This is a genomic window from Streptomyces sp. WM6386, assembly GCF_000972385.1.
Classification (GTDB): Bacteria; Actinomycetota; Actinomycetes; order Streptomycetales; family Streptomycetaceae; genus Streptomyces.
This window is the reverse complement of sequence record NZ_JXTE01000073.1, coordinates 13100-29397: the sequence shown is the minus strand read 5'-3', so window position 1 is coordinate 29397 and position 16298 is coordinate 13100. Positions and strand designations below refer to the sequence as shown.

The following is a 16298-nucleotide window of genomic DNA, read 5'->3' as shown; positions in this document are numbered from 1 at the left end:
GGTTGCAAAGCCGTGCACGTCAGCGCAGGTGAGCTAGGGGGAAGAGGCCATGACCGGGGGGCAGACGCATGCGTGGGACGACGGTGGCTTCGACGACCGGGTGCCTTTCCTCGCCCGGCTGGAAAGGGAGGACAGGATCGCACTGCTCGCTGTCGGGCGCCCCCTGCGCTATCCGGCACGTGGCGTGATCATTCCTTCTCGGCGTCAGCGGCGGCACCGTCAAGGGCGACGTGAACTACAACTTCGGCCGGCCCCCGGGACGCACGGAGCACCTCTCCGGGGAGATCCGCCAGGAACAGATCGAGGAGTTGTCGTACGTCTTCCACGGCTGCCCGAGTTTCGACGAGGCACTCGCCCGGCTGCGCACCGACCGGGTCGTGGTCCTGGCCGGTGGGCAGGACACCGGCCGGCGTTCCGCGGCCCTCATGCTCCTGTTGCGGCTGCGGGCCGGACGGGTGCGCAGCCTGGACCCGCCCGCCTCGCTCGCGGTACTCCTGGAGCAGCTGGCCGACACCGCCGGATACGTTCTGTTCAACCTGGCCACCAGCCGCAGCCACCCGTTGCGCGAACCCCATCTGCTGGGTCTGCGCGAGCAGTTGGAACGCTCCGACGGCTACCTGGTGATCACGGTCGAGCCGTCGGCCGCCCTGGAGGACGTCCCGTTCGTGCGCTGGGAGCCTCCCTCGGCCGAGGACATGCTGCGCACCCATGTCACCCGGCACCTCGGGGAGGCCGCGTGGGCGGGGCTGTGCGCTCTCGTGCCGGTGACGGAGTTCCTGGCTCGACAGCAACAGCCGGGCAGGATCGAGGAGTTCGCGCGGCGGCTCGTCGCCTTCCACCGCGGTGAGATCGACGAGGAGAAACTCGCCGCCCACGGCGAGCAGGCGGTGACCGCCCAGGTCTCGAGCTGGCTCCGCGACGAACAACGTCCGACCTCGCTGCACGACAAGGCCTTCCTCATCGCGCTCGCCGTGTTCGACAGGGCGCCGTACGCGGTGACCGCCGAACTCGCCGACCTGCTCTACGTACGGCTGCAGCAGACGGCCAACCCCCGTGAGCCGGCCGAGATCCCCGTCTTCGGCGGTTCCCGCGAGGAACGGCTGCGCCGCGCCCACGCCCGCGGCTACGTCGACACCGAGGCCACCGAATGGGGACCCCTCGTCGGCCGGTACTTCGCCGCCTTCCAGGACGAGCGCACCGCCCAGCTCCTGCTGGAGGAGGTGTGGAACCTCCACCCGTCCGCCCGGCCCGCTCTCGTCGAGTGGATCCAGGAACTCGCCGACGACGGCCGCCCCCTGGTCCGCACCCGGGCGGCCTCCGCCACCGCCCTGCTCGCCACCGCCGACCTGTCCTCGGCCATGGCCCTGCTCATCGAACCCTGGGCGGACGACGACGAGTTCAACTCCTGGCTGACGGCGGCCAACGCCCTCACCATGGCCCAACTCGTGGGCGTTCCGGCTGTCTTCCGCATCCTGCACGACTGGTGCACCGGCGACTACGACGGCTACGAGGGCCGCCGCTGGACGGCTGTGCGCGCGCCCGGTGCACTACGAACACGCCCTGAACGCCCTGCTGGACGCCATCCGCGGGCAACGCCGGCAGCAGGACCAGGAGGGCGACGAGGACGACGCCGAGGCCTACGCGGAATTCGTGAAGGAGGAGGCCATCCAGTTCGCGGACGCCCTCGAACTCCTGCTCCTCGCGCTGCGCAAACCCGTGCTGAGGGCCCTCGCCGAACGCCTCACCGGCGACCGCGCGGTCCGCGAGTACGCACTGCTCGCCTTCCTCCAGGCCTGCGAGCAGTCCGACGACCACACCGACCGCCCGCTCGTCCTCGACTGGTACGCCCAGGCCGCGGCGACGATCGACGACACCGACACGGCACACCTGATCACGTTCTGGCAAGCGGCGCTGGTCGACCGGACCCGCACCGCGCGGGCCCTGCGCATCCTGCGCGGCTGGGTCCGGACCGCCGACCACGATCCGGAGTCCGAGGCGGCCCTCACCTCGCTGCTCCCCGCACTCGTCACCACGCCCGCCAACCACAGCCGGGTCAGCCACCTGCTGCGCACCGTCCGCGACGCCGACAAAGGCGGCTCACCGGCGGCCGAGCGACTACTGGCACGCATCTCCACTCCCTAGCCCGAGGAAACCGACCATGGAACCCACCGCCCCGCCAAAGCCGCAGAACACCGAGCCGGCACCGCACTCCGAGCCGACCACCGACCGCACACAGCCGCCGGAGGAGCAGACCGACTGGTTCCGCCGGCAGCCCGAGCGCCCGCGCGAGGACGCCGACCCGGTCCGCACCGTCTGGCAGCTGTCCCGCTTCCGTATCGGCGGCCGCCGCTTCGGCGGAGACCTCCAGCACGCCCTGGTCCTGGTCACCCGCAACGGGTCGTACCGGACCTTCATGCCACCGACCCGCCCCACCTCTTTATGGGGATGCACGGCCCTGTACGAGGTGGACACCGACCCCCACTCCTTCCGGCTGCACGAGGCGCTGCCCAGCCAGCTCGACAGCTTCGAGTTCGAGGCAGCCGCCGACATCACCTGGCGGGTCGTCACTCCGGAGCTGTTCGTGCGCAGCCAGGAGCGTGATGTGCCCGGTCTCCTCACCCGCCGGCTCCGGCCCGTGATACGTGCGGCCGGCCGCGGCCACCCCATCAGGGCGAGTACGCAGGCGGAGGAGTCCGTGCAGCGGGCGGTGGACGCCACCCCGCAGCTCGGGGCCGCCGAGGGGCTGGAGGTCAGCTGCTCGGTGCGGCTGCGACGCGACGCAGCCGAGCGGCTCCACCAGGACCGGCTGCGCACCGCCCGGCACGAGCAGGAGGCCGCCCTTCCGGAGCACGAGGCGACGCGGCTCCGCGAGGAGTACGCCTCCCAGCGGACGGCCGAGAAGCTCAAGTTCTACGAGTGCCACCTGGCCCGGGGCGGCACGGCCGCAGTCGCCCTGCATCTGGCGGTGCACCCGGACGACACCGCCCTGGTTCTCGACCGTCTGCACGCCGAACAGGCGGAGCTGGTGAAGACCCAGCTGCACCTGATCGACCAGGCACTCGACAGCAAGTGGCTGGAGGGCTACCAGCTCGAGAAGCCGACCGATCTCGTCGTCGAACGGATGACCGCCATCCTGCGGGCGAACGGAACCCCGGCCGACTCCGAACCCCCGCCGCTGTACCCGGAGTTCCGGCTCGAGAAGCGCCCGGACGACAGACCATGACCCGGACCCAGCGCACCCCGCGGCCCAGGGCCGACGTCCAGCTGCTCGCCGACCTCCGCGCCGAGATCGCCCGCGCGGACGCCAAAGCCACGGTCCTGGTGGGCATGCTCGGCCTGACAGCCGGGGTGCTGAGCGCGCTGCTGATCAACCTCCGCTGGAGCCCCGCCCGGCTCCCGGCGGCCGCCGCCCTCCTGTGGTGGTCGGGAGCGGCACTGCTGGTCACCTCGCTCTTCGCCCTGCTGCTCGCCGTCACGCCCCGGTACGGCAGAAGCCACTGGGCCCCGGGACTCCCGCTCACCTACTTCGGCGACACCCGCCGTGCCGTCCGCGCCGGCCTCCTCGGCTCGGCCCTCGCGGACACCGAACGCGCCCCCGCTCGGGCGCTGCGCGCCGCCCTCGCCGAGAACAGCCGTATCGCCGCCCGCAAGCACTTCTGGATCCGAACCGGCCTGATCGCGTTCGGCGGCTCGGCCGTTCTGATCCTGCTGTCCCTGCTCGTCGCCTGAAACCGCCCCCACGTGGAAGGAACCGCCATGTCCCAGTTCCACGCCCCCGAGGAACCCGGCGAATCACCCAGGCCGGAGAAACCACGGAAGTCGGCCGGGCCGGAGGAGGAGTTACCGCTGCGCACCGGCCGCGTCCACATATCCGCCCGGCAGCGCGGCATGGACATCACGGCCCTCGGCCATCTGGCACTCCACCTGCCCCATGGGCTGGCCAGTGCGGCCGTGGTGTTCGTGCTGTCGTATCTCGTCGGCACCGTGACAGGGCTGGCATGGTGGATCCCGTTCGGGTGCTGGGCGCTGAGCGGCGCCCTGGTCTTCAGCCGGCCCTGCGAACGGCTGCTGGCCCGCCGGTTGCTGCGGCTCAGGTATCCGGCCCCGGACGAGGAGCGCAAGCTGCGGCCGGTCTGGCGGGAGGTGGCCGGCCGTGCCGGAGTGGACGCCGACGCCTACGAGCTCTGGGTGGAGGACAGCGACGAGGTCAACTCCGGGGCGACGGCCGGTCACATCGTCAGCGTGACCCGCCACTCCCTGTCGATACTCACCCCGGGCCAGCTCGGCGGGGTGCTCGCCCATGAGCTGGGCCATCACACCCGGGGCCACTCCTGGGCGTCCGTGGTCTCCCTCTGGTACGCCCTGCCCGCCCGGCTGACCCGCGCCCTGGTACGCCGGCTGGCCGCGCACGTCAAGCGCCCGTCGGGCAATGCGGCGGTGCTGTCCGCCGTCGTGATCGGCATCGTCGTCCTCGTCCTGGCGACCGCGACGTACGGCCTGATCTTCCTGCCCCTGGCCACGCCGTACCTGGTGGCCGCGGTCTCCCGGCGGGCCGACCTGCGCGCCGACGAGCACGCGGCGGGCCTCGGTTTCGCCACCCATCTGATGGCGGTGCTGCATGCCGAGTGCGACCGGCAGGAGTCCGGGCGGCCCGATCCGGAGGGGGTGATGGTGCGGCTGCTGGACTCGCAGTCCGACCTCCACACCCGTATGCACCATCTCCAGGCCTATCTGGACCGCGGCCGCTGACACGCCGAAGGGCGGCCACCCCGAGAGGTGACCGCCCTTCGACAGACATACGCCTTACTGGTTGTACGGACCGTAGTCGTAGTCCTCCAGCGGAACGGCCTGGCCGGAGCCGGTGCCGAACGGCGAGTAGTCGATGTCGTCGTAACCGACGGCCGAGTACATCGCGGCCTTGGCCTCCTCGGTCGGCTCCACCCGGATGTTGCGGTAGCGGGACAGACCCGTACCGGCCGGGATGAGCTTACCGATGATGACGTTCTCCTTGAGGCCGATGAGGCTGTCGGACTTGGCGTTGATCGCCGCGTCCGTCAGAACTCGGGTCGTCTCCTGGAAGGAGGCGGCCGACAGCCAGGATTCCGTCGCCAGCGAGGCCTTGGTGATACCCATCAGCTGCGGACGACCGGAGGCCGGGTGACCGCCCTCCTGGACCACACGACGGTTCTCGGTCTCGAACTTCGAACGCTCGACCAGCTCACCGGGCAGCAGCTCGGCGTCGCCGGACTCGATGATCGTCACACGGCGCAGCATCTGCCGGATGATGATCTCGATGTGCTTGTCGTGGATCGACACACCCTGCGAGTTGTAGACCTTCTGGACCTCGCCGACCAGGTGGACCTGGACGGCACGCTGACCCAGGATGCGCAGCACGTCGTGCGGGTTGGTGGCACCCACGGTGAGCTTCTGGCCCACCTCGACGTGCTCGCCCTCGCTGACCAGGAGACGGGCACGCTTCGAGATCGGGAACGCCGTCTCGTCGCTGCCGTCGTCCGGGGTGACGACGATCTTCTTGGTCTTCTCGGTCTCCTCGATCCGCACGCGGCCCTGGGCCTCGGAGATCGGGGCGACACCCTTGGGCGTACGAGCCTCGAAGAGCTCGACGACACGGGGCAGACCCTGGGTGATGTCGTCACCGGCCACACCACCGGTGTGGAAGGTACGCATCGTCAGCTGGGTACCGGGCTCACCGATGGACTGGGCGGCGATGATGCCGACCGCCTCACCGATGTCGACCAGCTTGCCGGTGGCCAGCGAACGGCCGTAGCACATCGCGCAGGTGCCGACCTGGGACTCGCACGTCAGGATCGAGCGGGTCTTGACCTCCTCGACACCGTGGTGCACGAGCTGGTCGATCAGCACGTCGCCGAGGTCCACGTTGGCCGGCGCGATCACCTTGCCGTCGATGACGACGTCCTCGGCGAGCATGCGGGCGTAGACGCTGGTCTCGACGTCGTCCGCCTTGATCAGGACGCCGGCGGCGTTCTTCGAGGCGATCCGCAGCTTCAGACCGCGCTCGGTGCCACAGTCCTCCTCGCGGATGATGACGTCCTGCGAGACGTCCACCAGACGACGGGTCAGGTAACCCGAGTCGGCGGTACGCAGGGCGGTGTCCGCCAGACCCTTACGGGCACCGTGCGTGGAGATGAAGTACTCCAGCACGGACAGGCCCTCACGGAAGGACGCCTTGATGGGACGCGGGATCGTCTCGTTCTTGGCGTTCGACACCAGACCACGCATACCGGCGATCTGCCGCATCTGCATCATGTTTCCTCGGGCACCCGAGTCAACCATCATGAAGATGGGGTTCGTCTTGGGGAAGTTCGCGTTCATCGCCTCGGCGACCTCGTTGGTCGCCTTGGTCCAGATCGCGATGAGCTCCTGAGTGCGCTCTTCCTTGGTGATCAGACCGCGCTCGTACTGCTTCTGGACCTTCTCGTCCTGCGCCTCGTAGCCCTTGACGATCTCCTTCTTCGCCTCGGGAACGACGACGTCGGAGATGGCCACGGTGACACCGGAACGGGTCGCCCAGAAGAAGCCGGACGCCTTCAGGTTGTCGAGCGTCGCCGCCACGATGACCTTGGGGTAGCGCTCGGCCAGGTCGTTGACGATCTCGGAGAGCTGCTTCTTGCCCACCGAGTAGTCGACGAAGGGGTAGTCCTCGGGCAGCAGCTCGTTGAAGAGCGCGCGGCCCAGGGTGGTGTTGAGACGGAACGAGTCACCGTTCTGCCACTCCGGCTCACCCTCCTCGCGCACCGGCGGGGTCCAGCCGCGCGGCGGGATGGTGCCCACCGGGAAGCGGATGTCGACCTGCGACTGGAGCGCGAGCTCGCCGGCGTCGAACGCCATGATCGCCTCGGCCGTGGAGCCGAAGGACCGGCCCTCGCCCTTGGTGTCACGCAGCTCGCCGTCGGTGGTGAGGAAGAACAGACCGAGGACCATGTCCTGGGTCGGCATCGTCACCGGACGGCCGTCGGCGGGCTTGAGGATGTTGTTCGAGGACAGCATCAGGATGCGGGCCTCGGCCTGCGCCTCCGCGGAGAGCGGCAGGTGGACGGCCATCTGGTCACCGTCGAAGTCCGCGTTGAACGCGGTGCAGACGAGCGGGTGGATCTGGATGGCCTTGCCCTCGACCAGCTGCGGCTCGAAGGCCTGGATGCCGAGGCGGTGCAGGGTGGGAGCACGGTTCAGCAGCACCGGGTGCTCGGCGATGACCTCTTCGAGGACGTCGTACACGACCGTGCGGCCGCGCTCCACCATGCGCTTGGCGCTCTTGATGTTCTGCGCGTGGTTCAGGTCGACCAGGCGCTTCATCACGAACGGCTTGAAGAGCTCCAGCGCCATCGCCTTCGGCAGACCGCACTGGTGCAGCTTCAGCTGCGGACCGACGACGATCACGGAACGCGCGGAGTAGTCCACACGCTTGCCGAGCAGGTTCTGACGGAATCGACCCTGCTTGCCCTTGAGCATGTCGCTCAGGGACTTCAGCGGGCGGTTACCGGGACCGGTGACCGGGCGACCACGACGACCGTTGTCGAACAGCGCGTCGACGGCCTCCTGGAGCATGCGCTTCTCGTTGTTCACGATGATCTCGGGCGCACCGAGGTCGAGAAGCCGCTTCAGACGGTTGTTGCGGTTGATCACACGGCGGTACAGGTCGTTCAGGTCGGAGGTCGCGAAGCGGCCACCGTCCAGCTGCACCATCGGGCGAAGGTCCGGCGGGATGACCGGGACGCAGTCCAGGACCATGCCCTTGGGGCTGTTGGAGGTCTGCAGGAAGGCAGACACGACCTTCAGCCGCTTCAGCGCACGGGTCTTCTTCTGGCCCTTGCCGGTACGGATGATCTCGCGGAGGCGCTCGGCCTCCTCGTCGAGGTCGAAGGTCTCCAGGCGCTTCTGCAGCGCCGCGGCACCCATCGAACCGTCGAAGTACGTGCCGAAGCGGTCGCGCAGCTCGCGGTAGAGCAGCTCGTCGCCCTCGAGGTCCTGGACCTTGAGGTTCTTGAACCGGGTCCACACCTCGTCGAGACGGTCGATCTCGCGCTGCGAACGGTCACGCAGCTGCTTCATCTCACGCTCGGCACCCTCGCGCACCTTACGGCGCACATCGGCCTTGGCACCCTCGGCCTCGAGCTCGGCCAGGTCGGTCTCGAGCTTCTTGGCGCGGGCCTCCAGGTCGGAGTCGCGACGGTTCTCGACCTGCTGACGCTCGACGGAGACGTGCGCCTCCAGCGAGGGCAGGTCACGCGTACGACGCTCGTCGTCGACGTACGTGATCATGTACGCCGCGAAGTAGATGACCTTCTCGAGGTCCTTCGGGGCCAGGTCGAGCAGGTAGCCCAGACGCGACGGGACACCCTTGAAGTACCAGATGTGCGTGACGGGCGCGGCGAGCTCGATGTGGCCCATCCGCTCACGACGCACCTTGGCGCGAGTGACCTCGACGCCGCAGCGCTCACAGATGATGCCCTTGAACCGGACACGCTTGTACTTGCCGCAGTAGCACTCCCAGTCCCGGGTCGGACCGAAGATCTTCTCGCAGAAGAGTCCGTCCTTTTCGGGCTTGAGCGTGCGGTAGTTGATCGTCTCGGGCTTCTTGACCTCGCCGTGGCTCCACTGACGGATGTCGTCAGCGGTGGCCAGACCGATCCGGAGCTCGTCGAAGAAGTTGACGTCGAGCACTATGCGTCAATCCCTCTCAGGGTTGTAAGTCATGGGGTCTGATACGGGGGTCCTGGGGCCGGAGGCCTTCATGGTGAAGGCCTCCGAACTCCCGTCAGACCTCTTCGACGCTGCTCGGCTCGCGCCGGGACAGGTCGATGCCAAGCTCCTCCGCAGCGCGGAAGACATCCTCGTCGGTGTCGCGCATCTCGATGGACATGCCGTCCGAGGACAGCACCTCCACGTTGAGGCACAGGGACTGCATCTCCTTGATGAGCACCTTGAAGGACTCGGGGATGCCGGGCTCGGGGATGTTCTCGCCCTTGACGATGGCCTCGTAGACCTTCACGCGGCCGGTGACGTCGTCGGACTTGATGGTCAGCAGCTCCTGGAGGGCGTACGCGGCGCCATAAGCCTCCAGCGCCCACACCTCCATCTCACCGAAGCGCTGGCCACCGAACTGGGCCTTACCACCCAGCGGCTGCTGGGTGATCATCGAGTACGGACCGGTCGAACGGGCGTGCAGCTTGTCGTCGACCAGGTGGTGCAGCTTGAGGATGTACATGTACCCGATGGAGATCGGGTCCGGGAACGGCTCGCCGGAGCGGCCGTCGAACATCCTCGCCTTACCGGTCGGCTGCACCATGCGCTCGCCGTCGCGGTTCGGGATGGTGTGGTTCAGCAGACCCGCGAGCTCGTCCTCACGCGCACCGTCGAACACCGGGGTGGCGACGTTGGTGCCCGGCGCGACCTGGTCGGCGCCGATGACCTGCAGGCGCTGCGCCCAGTCCTCGCCGAGACCGGAGACGTCCCAGCCGCGGCTGGCGAGCCAGCCGAGGTGGATCTCCAGAACCTGTCCCGGGTTCATTCGGGACGGCACACCCAGCGGGTTCAGGATGATGTCGACCGGAGTTCCGTCCTCGAGGAACGGCATGTCCTCGATCGGAAGGATCTTCGAGATAACACCCTTGTTGCCGTGACGGCCGGCGAGCTTGTCACCGTCGGTGATCTTGCGCTTCTGCGCCACGTACACGCGCACCAGCTGGTTCACACCGGGGGGAAGCTCGTCGCCCTCCTCGCGGTCGAAGACGCGGACGCCGATGACCTTGCCGATCTCGCCGTGCGGGACCTTCAGCGAGGTGTCACGGACCTCACGGGCCTTCTCACCGAAGATCGCGCGCAGCAGGCGCTCCTCCGGGGTCAGCTCGGTCTCACCCTTGGGCGTGACCTTGCCGACGAGGATGTCACCGGCGACGACCTCGGCACCGATACGGATGATGCCGCGCTCGTCGAGGTCGGCGAGGACCTCCTCGGAGACGTTCGGGATGTCCCGGGTGATCTCCTCGGGGCCGAGCTTGGTGTCACGGGCGTCGACCTCGTGCTCCTCGATGTGGATCGAGGAGAGGACGTCGTCCTGCACGAGGCGCTGCGACAGGATGATCGCGTCCTCGTAGTTGTGACCCTCCCACGGCATGAACGCCACGAGCAGGTTCTTGCCCAGGGCCATCTCGCCGTTCTCGGTGGCCGGACCATCGGCGAGCACCTGGCCCGTGATGATGCGGTCGCCCTCGTTGACGATGACCTTCTGGTTGACCGAGGTGCCCTGGTTGGAGCGGGCGAACTTGGCCAGGCGGTACGTGATGTACGTGCCGTCGTCGTTGGCGGTGGTGATGTAGTCCGCGGAGACCTCCTGGACCACACCGTCCTTCTCGGCCTTGACCACGTCGCCGGCGTCGACCGCGGAGCGGTACTCCATGCCGGTGCCGACGAGCGGGGCCTCGCTCTTGATGAGCGGCACGGCCTGACGCATCATGTTCGCGCCCATGAGGGCACGGTTGGCGTCGTCGTGCTCGAGGAACGGGATCATGGCGGTCGCGACCGACACCATCTGGCGCGGCGAGACGTCCATGTAGTCCACGTCGTCACCGGGGACGTAGTCGACCTCGCCGCCACGACGGCGGACCAGGACGCGGTTCTCGGTGAAACGCATGTTGTCGTCGAGCGTGGCGTTGGCCTGCGCGATGACGAATCGGTCCTCTTCGTCGGCCGTGAGGTAGTCGACCTCGTCGGTGACGACGTCGCCGTCGACCCTGCGGTACGGCGTCTCCACGAAACCGAACGCGTTGACGCGGCCGTAGGAGGCGAGCGAACCGATCAGACCGATGTTCGGGCCTTCGGGCGTCTCGATCGGGCACATACGGCCGTAGTGAGACGGGTGCACGTCACGGACCTCGAAGCCTGCCCGCTCACGGGACAGACCACCGGGACCCAGCGCCGAGAGACGACGCTTGTGGGTGAGACCCGACAACGGGTTGTTCTGGTCCATGAACTGCGACAGCTGGCTGGTGCCGAAGAACTCCTTGATGGAGGCGACGACCGGCCGGATGTTGATCAGGGTCTGCGGCGTGATCGCCTCGACGTCCTGGGTCGTCATGCGCTCACGCACGACGCGCTCCATACGAGCCAGACCCGTACGGACCTGGTTCTGGATGAGCTCGCCGACGCTGCGCAGACGACGGTTGCCGAAGTGGTCGATGTCGTCGGTCTCGACGACGATGCTCGTACCCCGGTCGCCGACCGTCTCGGTCTCGCCCGCGTGCAGCTTCACCAGGTACTTGATCGTCGAGATGATGTCCTCGACGGTCAGGACCCCGGCGTTCAGCGGGGCCTCGCCGCCCAGCTTCTTGTTCACCTTGTAGCGGCCGACCTTGGCGAGGTCGTAGCGCTTGGAGTTGAAGTAGAGGTTCTCGAGCAGCGTCTGCGCGGCCTCACGGGTCGGGGGCTCGCCCGGACGCAGCTTGCGGTAGATGTCGAGCAGCGCGTCGTCCTGGCCCTGGGTGTGGTCCTTCTCCAGGGTGGCGCGCATGGACTCGTACTCGCCGAACTCCTCGAGGATCTGCTCGGTGGTCCAACCGAGAGCCTTGAGGAGGACGGTCACGGACTGCTTGCGCTTGCGGTCGATGCGCACACCGACCATGTCGCGCTTGTCGATCTCCATCTCCAGCCAGGCACCCCGGGACGGGATGATCTTGGCCGAGAAGATGTCCTTGTCGGACGTCTTGTCGATGGAGGAGTCGAAGTAGACACCCGGCGAACGGACCAGCTGCGACACCACGACACGCTCGGTGCCGTTGATGACGAAGGTGCCCTTGTGGGTCATGAGCGGGAAGTCGCCCATGAAGACCGTCTGGGACTTGATCTCGCCGGTCTCGTTGTTCGTGAACTCTGCCGTCACGAAGAGCGGGGCCGCGTACGTGAAGTCGCGGTCCTTGCACTCGTCGATGCTGTTCTTCGGCGGCTCGAAGCGGTGGTCGCGGAACGTCAGCGACATCGACCCGGAGAAGTCCTCGATCGGAGAGATCTCCTCGAAGATCTCCTCCAGACCGGACTTGGTGGGGACGTCCTGACCTGACTCCAGAGCCTCCTCGACCCGACTCTGCCAGGCGGTGTTCCCGAGCAGCCAGTCAAAGCTCTCGGTCTGCAGCGCGAGCAGGTTGGGAACCTCGAGAGGCTCCTTGATCTTTGCAAAAGAGATGCGCAGCGGGGCAGTGCTGGCGCCATTGTTCGTATTCGCGTTCGAGGCAGTGCGCGAGGCGGCCAAGAGGGGGTCCTTCCGAGGGCTCGGACTCACTACGCGCGTACCGGTCCCACTCCTGCACACGAAGACAGATACCCCCTGATCCGGCTTTGTTCGGCCAGGTCAGAGAAGTTCTGATCATCGATGCTGAGGCGAGGGCAGACCCCTGGTGACGGGCAGGGGGCAGCTAACAGGCAGCGCAAAGGGTCAGTGTAGCCACATGGCGCACTGATGTCCAGCCCCGATTTTCTGTGACCCTCGTTGTCCTCAACGCCTTCGGCACGCTCGCCCTCAACGCACGTTGATACTGCCCTCTTCGTCGCCGATCCATGCCTCGGATTCGGACCGTTCTGGCGACGCGTCCTGAGAATTGCGCGCTGCGTGCGGTTCGTCAAGACCTGTCTTGCCCAAACCGGGGTGCTGCGCTCGTCACTTGCGGTCTGCCTCCGGCCTGCCACCAGGGGCGCTCAAGGGGCACGGCGAAGATCACCATACTCCCCACGACCACGGTCGCAAGGCAGCCGCCACGACGCCCCCGGGAACGCCGAAGAGCGACCACCCGGATGGATGATCGCTCTTCGGTGCGTCAGCGTTACAGCCCTCTTACGAGGCCCGTGGCTCGCGCGAGTCCGTGCGGACCCGTGAGGTGTTACTTGACCTCGACGGACGCGCCGGCGCCCTTGAGCGCCTCGGCGGCCTTCTCAGCGGCCTCCTTGGCGACCTTCTCGACGACGGGCTTCGGGGCGCCGTCCACGAGGTCCTTGGCCTCCTTGAGACCCAGCGAGGTCAGCTCACGCACGACCTTGATGACCTGGATCTTCTTCTCGCCGGCACCCGTGAGGATGACGTCGAACTCGTCCTGCTCCTCCGGGGCGTCGGCAACGGCGGTGGGGCCGACCGGGGCAGCGGCGACCGCGGCGGCGGCGGTGACGTCGAACTTCTCCTCGAACGCCTTCACGAACTCGGAGAGCTCGATGAGGGTGAGGGACTCGAACTGCTCGAGCAGCTCTTCCTGGGACAGCTTCGTCGCCATGTGGGCGATCCTTCCACTAATTCGGCTGGTGCCGGATGTACATGTGAGGCGGGCGTACGTTCGGCCCGCTGCGACCGTCGCCTCTCAGGCGGCGGTCAATGCGCGAGCCGAATTACTCGGCACCGCCCTGCTCGGCCTTCTTGGCACGAAGCGCCTCCGCGGTGCGGACGAACTTCGAGGGGAGCGCCTGGAAGAGCGAGGCAGCCTGGGACTGCTTGCCCTTGAACGCACCAGCCAGCTTGCTGAGCAGAACCTCGCGGGACTCGAGGTCCGCGAGCTTCTTGATCTCATCGGCGGACAGCGCCTTACCGTCAAGGACACCGCCCTTGATGATGAGGTTCGGGTTGTCCTTGGCGAAGTCACGAAGACCCTTCGCCGACGTCACCGGGTCACCGGAGATGAAGGCAACCGCCGTCGGACCGTTGAACAGGTCGTCGAGCGAGGAGATCCCGGCCTCGTTGGCCGCGATCTTGGTCAGCGTGTTCTTCACCACGGCGTACTGGGCGTCGTCACCGAGCGAACGACGCAGCGTCTTGAGCTGCGCCACGGTGAGACCCCGGTACTCGGTCAGCACAGCGGCGTTCGAGCTACGGAACTGGTCCGCGAGCTCGGCTACCGCGGCAGCCTTGTCGGGCCTTGCCATAAGCGTGGCCTCCTTCCGGGTGATGAGGACCGCTCAGAAGGGGCTACAGAAAACGAAACGCCCCGGCGCAGGCGCACGGGGCGTAGCTCGACCGGCACTCGCACGCTGTCGAGCAGCGAACTCCGGGAGCACATCCACGGTCACCTGCGCGGGTCGTCCGCGATTTTCAGCGGATCCTTCGGCCACCGAACCCTCTTGCGAGAGCACGGCAACGACCAGCGGTCTTTGGCTTCTGTAGGAGAGTACGTGACCCCGTCGTCGTCAGGCAAATCGGGTCCTACGGTGCTCAGCTCCCGCCGAGATCGCCGCTCCCCGCGAGCTCCTTGAACATCTCCATCAGGTCGAAGGTCTCGTTGGCCGGCGGCACCTCGACCTCGGCCTTCGCACCGTAGTCGGAGAGCTTCATGCTCATCTCGACGGTGCCCTGCGGGCTGCTGATGCCGACGTCCATGCGGACCGGGAGGTCGTCCTCGTTGACCCAGACCTCGGTGTCGTAGCCCTTGATGCCGGCCTTCTTCATGCCGGCCAGGAGCTCCTTGCGCTCCTTGGGCTCCAGGACGTCCAGCGACTTGTTGGTCGCCATCATCTCCTCGACCGTGAGGGTCCCCTTGTAGTGCTCGGTGTCGGCCCCGTCGATCTTCTCGCTGCCCACGTGCTTGAGGTTGGGCGAGTCGAGGAGCATCGCCAGCTGCTGGGCGGGGTCCTGGTTCATGTCCTCCAGGCCGCCGGTCAGCTCCTTGGTGAGCTCGTCGTCCCCGGACTTCTCGGCCTCCTCGGCCATGGCCCCGAGGTCGAGCTTCATCCAGCGCTTGCCGTCCATCTCCTTGGCGGCGGCAGCGCCCGCGTCGACGTACACGACGTCGTTCTGCCAGATGATGCGGGCGTTCTTGGGCATGTCCGCGTCCGCGGCGAGAGCGGAGCCCTTCATCGTCATGTCCATGAGGGTCGGGTCCCAGCCCATGATCCCGCTCATGGTCATCTCGCCGCCGTCCGCGCCCGGCACCGACATGGTCATGTTGACCCGGGCGGACTTGGCCTCGGCCGTCTTCTTGTACGCCGCGGTGATGACCTGCGTGACGGAACGTTTCTTGCCCGTCTTCGCTCCCGTGCCCGTGGCGTCGTTCTTCTCTCCCCCGCCGCCGCAGGCCACGGCACCCGTCAGCAGCATGGCCGCCGCGACGGCCCCCGCGCCTCTACGGCGTACCGAGCCGCGTATGGACATGCTCATGAGTCCCCCCTGGACCGAGTGATGTCTGTGGAAAGTTCGACCAGGACCATATCCCCCGTGGGACACCCCCGTCCCCCAGGTTTCCAGCCCCTGTCAGGACGTGGTGCCGGCGACGGTACCGCCCTGCTTCTCCAGCAGCTCCTTGAAGTCCTGGGTGTCGCCGGCCGCGGGCGCCTCGGCGGAGATCTTCACGCCGTAGTCGCTGTAGTAGGCGGTCTGGGTCAGGTCCCCGGTGGCCATCTTGCCCTTCTCGACCTTCTTGACCAGCAGATCCTGGTCGTCGACCCAGATGTCGACCTGCTGCGTGGTCACGCCCGCCTGTTCGAGCTGCTTCTTGAGGTCGGCGAGCTGGCTCGCGCTGAGGCTGGAGTTCTTGCCTGCGAGGTCGGCGACGTCGACGGTGCCCGAGTAGTGCGTGGTCTCCTGGCCGCGGACCTTCTCCGCGCCGACCTTCTTCACGTCCCCCGAGGCCAGCAGCAGCTTCACCGACTGGTTGGGCGTGGTGTTCTGCATCTGGTCCCTGAGGTAGGCACCGGAGCCGCCGCCGAGGTCCGCGAGGTCGTCGTAGTCGTACCGGATCCAGTGCTTGCCGCCGGCCTGCTCGGCGAACTTGTCGCCCATCCTCGCGTAGTAGGCGTCGGGCAGATAGCGGGCCTCCATCGACGTGGTGCCCAGCTGGCGCATGGTGTCGGCCATGGTGCCGCCGGTGTACTCGATGGTCATGGTGCCGGTGATGCCGTCACCCCAGCCGAGGGCTCCGTCGGCGTTCATGGACATCATCGTGCCCATGGTGGTCGTGGACTCGACCTTGGCGGAGTCGGCGGCGTCGGTGGACTTCTCGGCGGAGCGTAGGGCCGCTACGGGGCTGAGGTTGCTCGTGTCCTTGCCGGACGCCTTGTCGTCCTTGCCGGAGCCTCCCGAGTCACCCGAGGACGTACAGGCAGCCAGGCCGGTCAGCGCGGTCGCTGTCGCGATCGCCAGAGCCGTCCGGCGCATGGTCGTGCTCTTCATTCGTCCCACCCCAATGCGGTTGCTGTATCCGCACGTTAGCGCGGAGCACTGACACACGTACCGGGAAATGAGACGGGCCCCGCACCTCGAAAGGTTGCGGGGCCCGCGTCAAGAACGCGTATCG

General features: G+C 67.5%; 11 protein-coding genes and 1 pseudogene. 5 read left to right on the top strand and 7 right to left on the bottom strand.

The annotated features are described in order from the left end of the window. Positions 1 to 49: 49 nt before the first annotated feature. Positions 50 to 217 (top strand): annotated as a pseudogene (locus TN53_RS48585) (Crp/Fnr family transcriptional regulator); the annotation flags it as partial. Here TN53_RS48585 and TN53_RS48580 read toward each other — a convergent pair. Beyond that, positions 189 to 1478: a hypothetical protein gene (locus TN53_RS48580; protein WP_234441761.1), complete on the bottom strand. Its 1290-nt coding sequence runs from the start codon at positions 1476 to 1478 to the stop codon at positions 189 to 191. The pseudogene TN53_RS48585 and the gene TN53_RS48580 overlap by 29 nt on opposite strands. 64 nt (positions 1479 to 1542) lie before the next feature. Between TN53_RS48580 and TN53_RS48575 the strand changes: the two genes are divergently transcribed. The 4 genes from TN53_RS48575 to TN53_RS33550 are packed head-to-tail and all read left to right on the top strand — an operon-like array spanning position 1543 to position 4749. Continuing rightward, on the top strand, positions 1543 to 2142 hold the full coding sequence (locus tag TN53_RS48575) for a hypothetical protein (protein WP_234441760.1): 600 nt from the start codon (positions 1543 to 1545) through the stop codon (positions 2140 to 2142). 16 nt (positions 2143 to 2158) lie between these two features. After that, the gene (locus tag TN53_RS33560; RefSeq protein ID WP_046262550.1) at positions 2159 to 3223 is read left to right on the top strand and encodes a hypothetical protein; all 1065 of its coding nucleotides are present in this window, start codon (positions 2159 to 2161) and stop codon (positions 3221 to 3223) included. After that, positions 3220 to 3729 (top strand): Pycsar system effector family protein, encoded by a 510-nt coding sequence (locus tag TN53_RS33555; RefSeq protein WP_046262549.1) that lies wholly within the window; start codon positions 3220 to 3222, stop codon positions 3727 to 3729. The genes TN53_RS33560 and TN53_RS33555 overlap by 4 nt, the downstream gene beginning before the upstream one ends. 27 nt (positions 3730 to 3756) lie before the next feature. Next, a complete protein-coding gene (locus tag TN53_RS33550; protein ID WP_046262548.1) occupies positions 3757 to 4749 on the top strand; it encodes a M48 family metalloprotease in 993 nt (330 codons plus the stop codon). Between the two features lie 54 nt (positions 4750 to 4803). Here the strand turns inward: TN53_RS33550 and TN53_RS33545 are convergent, their stop codons facing one another. The 6 genes from TN53_RS33545 to TN53_RS33520 all read right to left on the bottom strand — a co-directional run bounded on the left by TN53_RS33545 (position 4804) and on the right by TN53_RS33520 (position 16174). After that, positions 4804 to 8703, bottom strand: a complete 3900-nt coding sequence (locus TN53_RS33545) for a DNA-directed RNA polymerase subunit beta' (RefSeq protein ID WP_046262547.1) — start codon at positions 8701 to 8703, stop codon at positions 4804 to 4806. 94 nt (positions 8704 to 8797) lie between these two features. Then, on the bottom strand, positions 8798 to 12283 hold the full coding sequence (rpoB, locus tag TN53_RS33540; protein WP_046262546.1) for a DNA-directed RNA polymerase subunit beta: 3486 nt from the start codon (positions 12281 to 12283) through the stop codon (positions 8798 to 8800). 625 nt (positions 12284 to 12908) lie between these two features. Then, entirely contained in the window at positions 12909 to 13292 is a 384-nt protein-coding gene (gene rplL, locus TN53_RS33535) for a 50S ribosomal protein L7/L12 (protein ID WP_046262545.1), read from the bottom strand. Between the two features lie 112 nt (positions 13293 to 13404). After that, positions 13405 to 13935, bottom strand: a complete 531-nt coding sequence (rplJ, locus tag TN53_RS33530) for a 50S ribosomal protein L10 (protein ID WP_046262544.1) — start codon at positions 13933 to 13935, stop codon at positions 13405 to 13407. 286 nt (positions 13936 to 14221) lie between these two features. Continuing rightward, positions 14222 to 15163: a hypothetical protein gene (locus TN53_RS33525; RefSeq protein WP_234441759.1), complete on the bottom strand. Its 942-nt coding sequence runs from the start codon at positions 15161 to 15163 to the stop codon at positions 14222 to 14224. Positions 15164 to 15256: 93 nt separating this feature from the next. After that, on the bottom strand, positions 15257 to 16174 hold the full coding sequence (locus tag TN53_RS33520; protein WP_046262542.1) for a lipoprotein: 918 nt from the start codon (positions 16172 to 16174) through the stop codon (positions 15257 to 15259). Between the last annotated feature and the right edge of the window lie 124 nt (positions 16175 to 16298).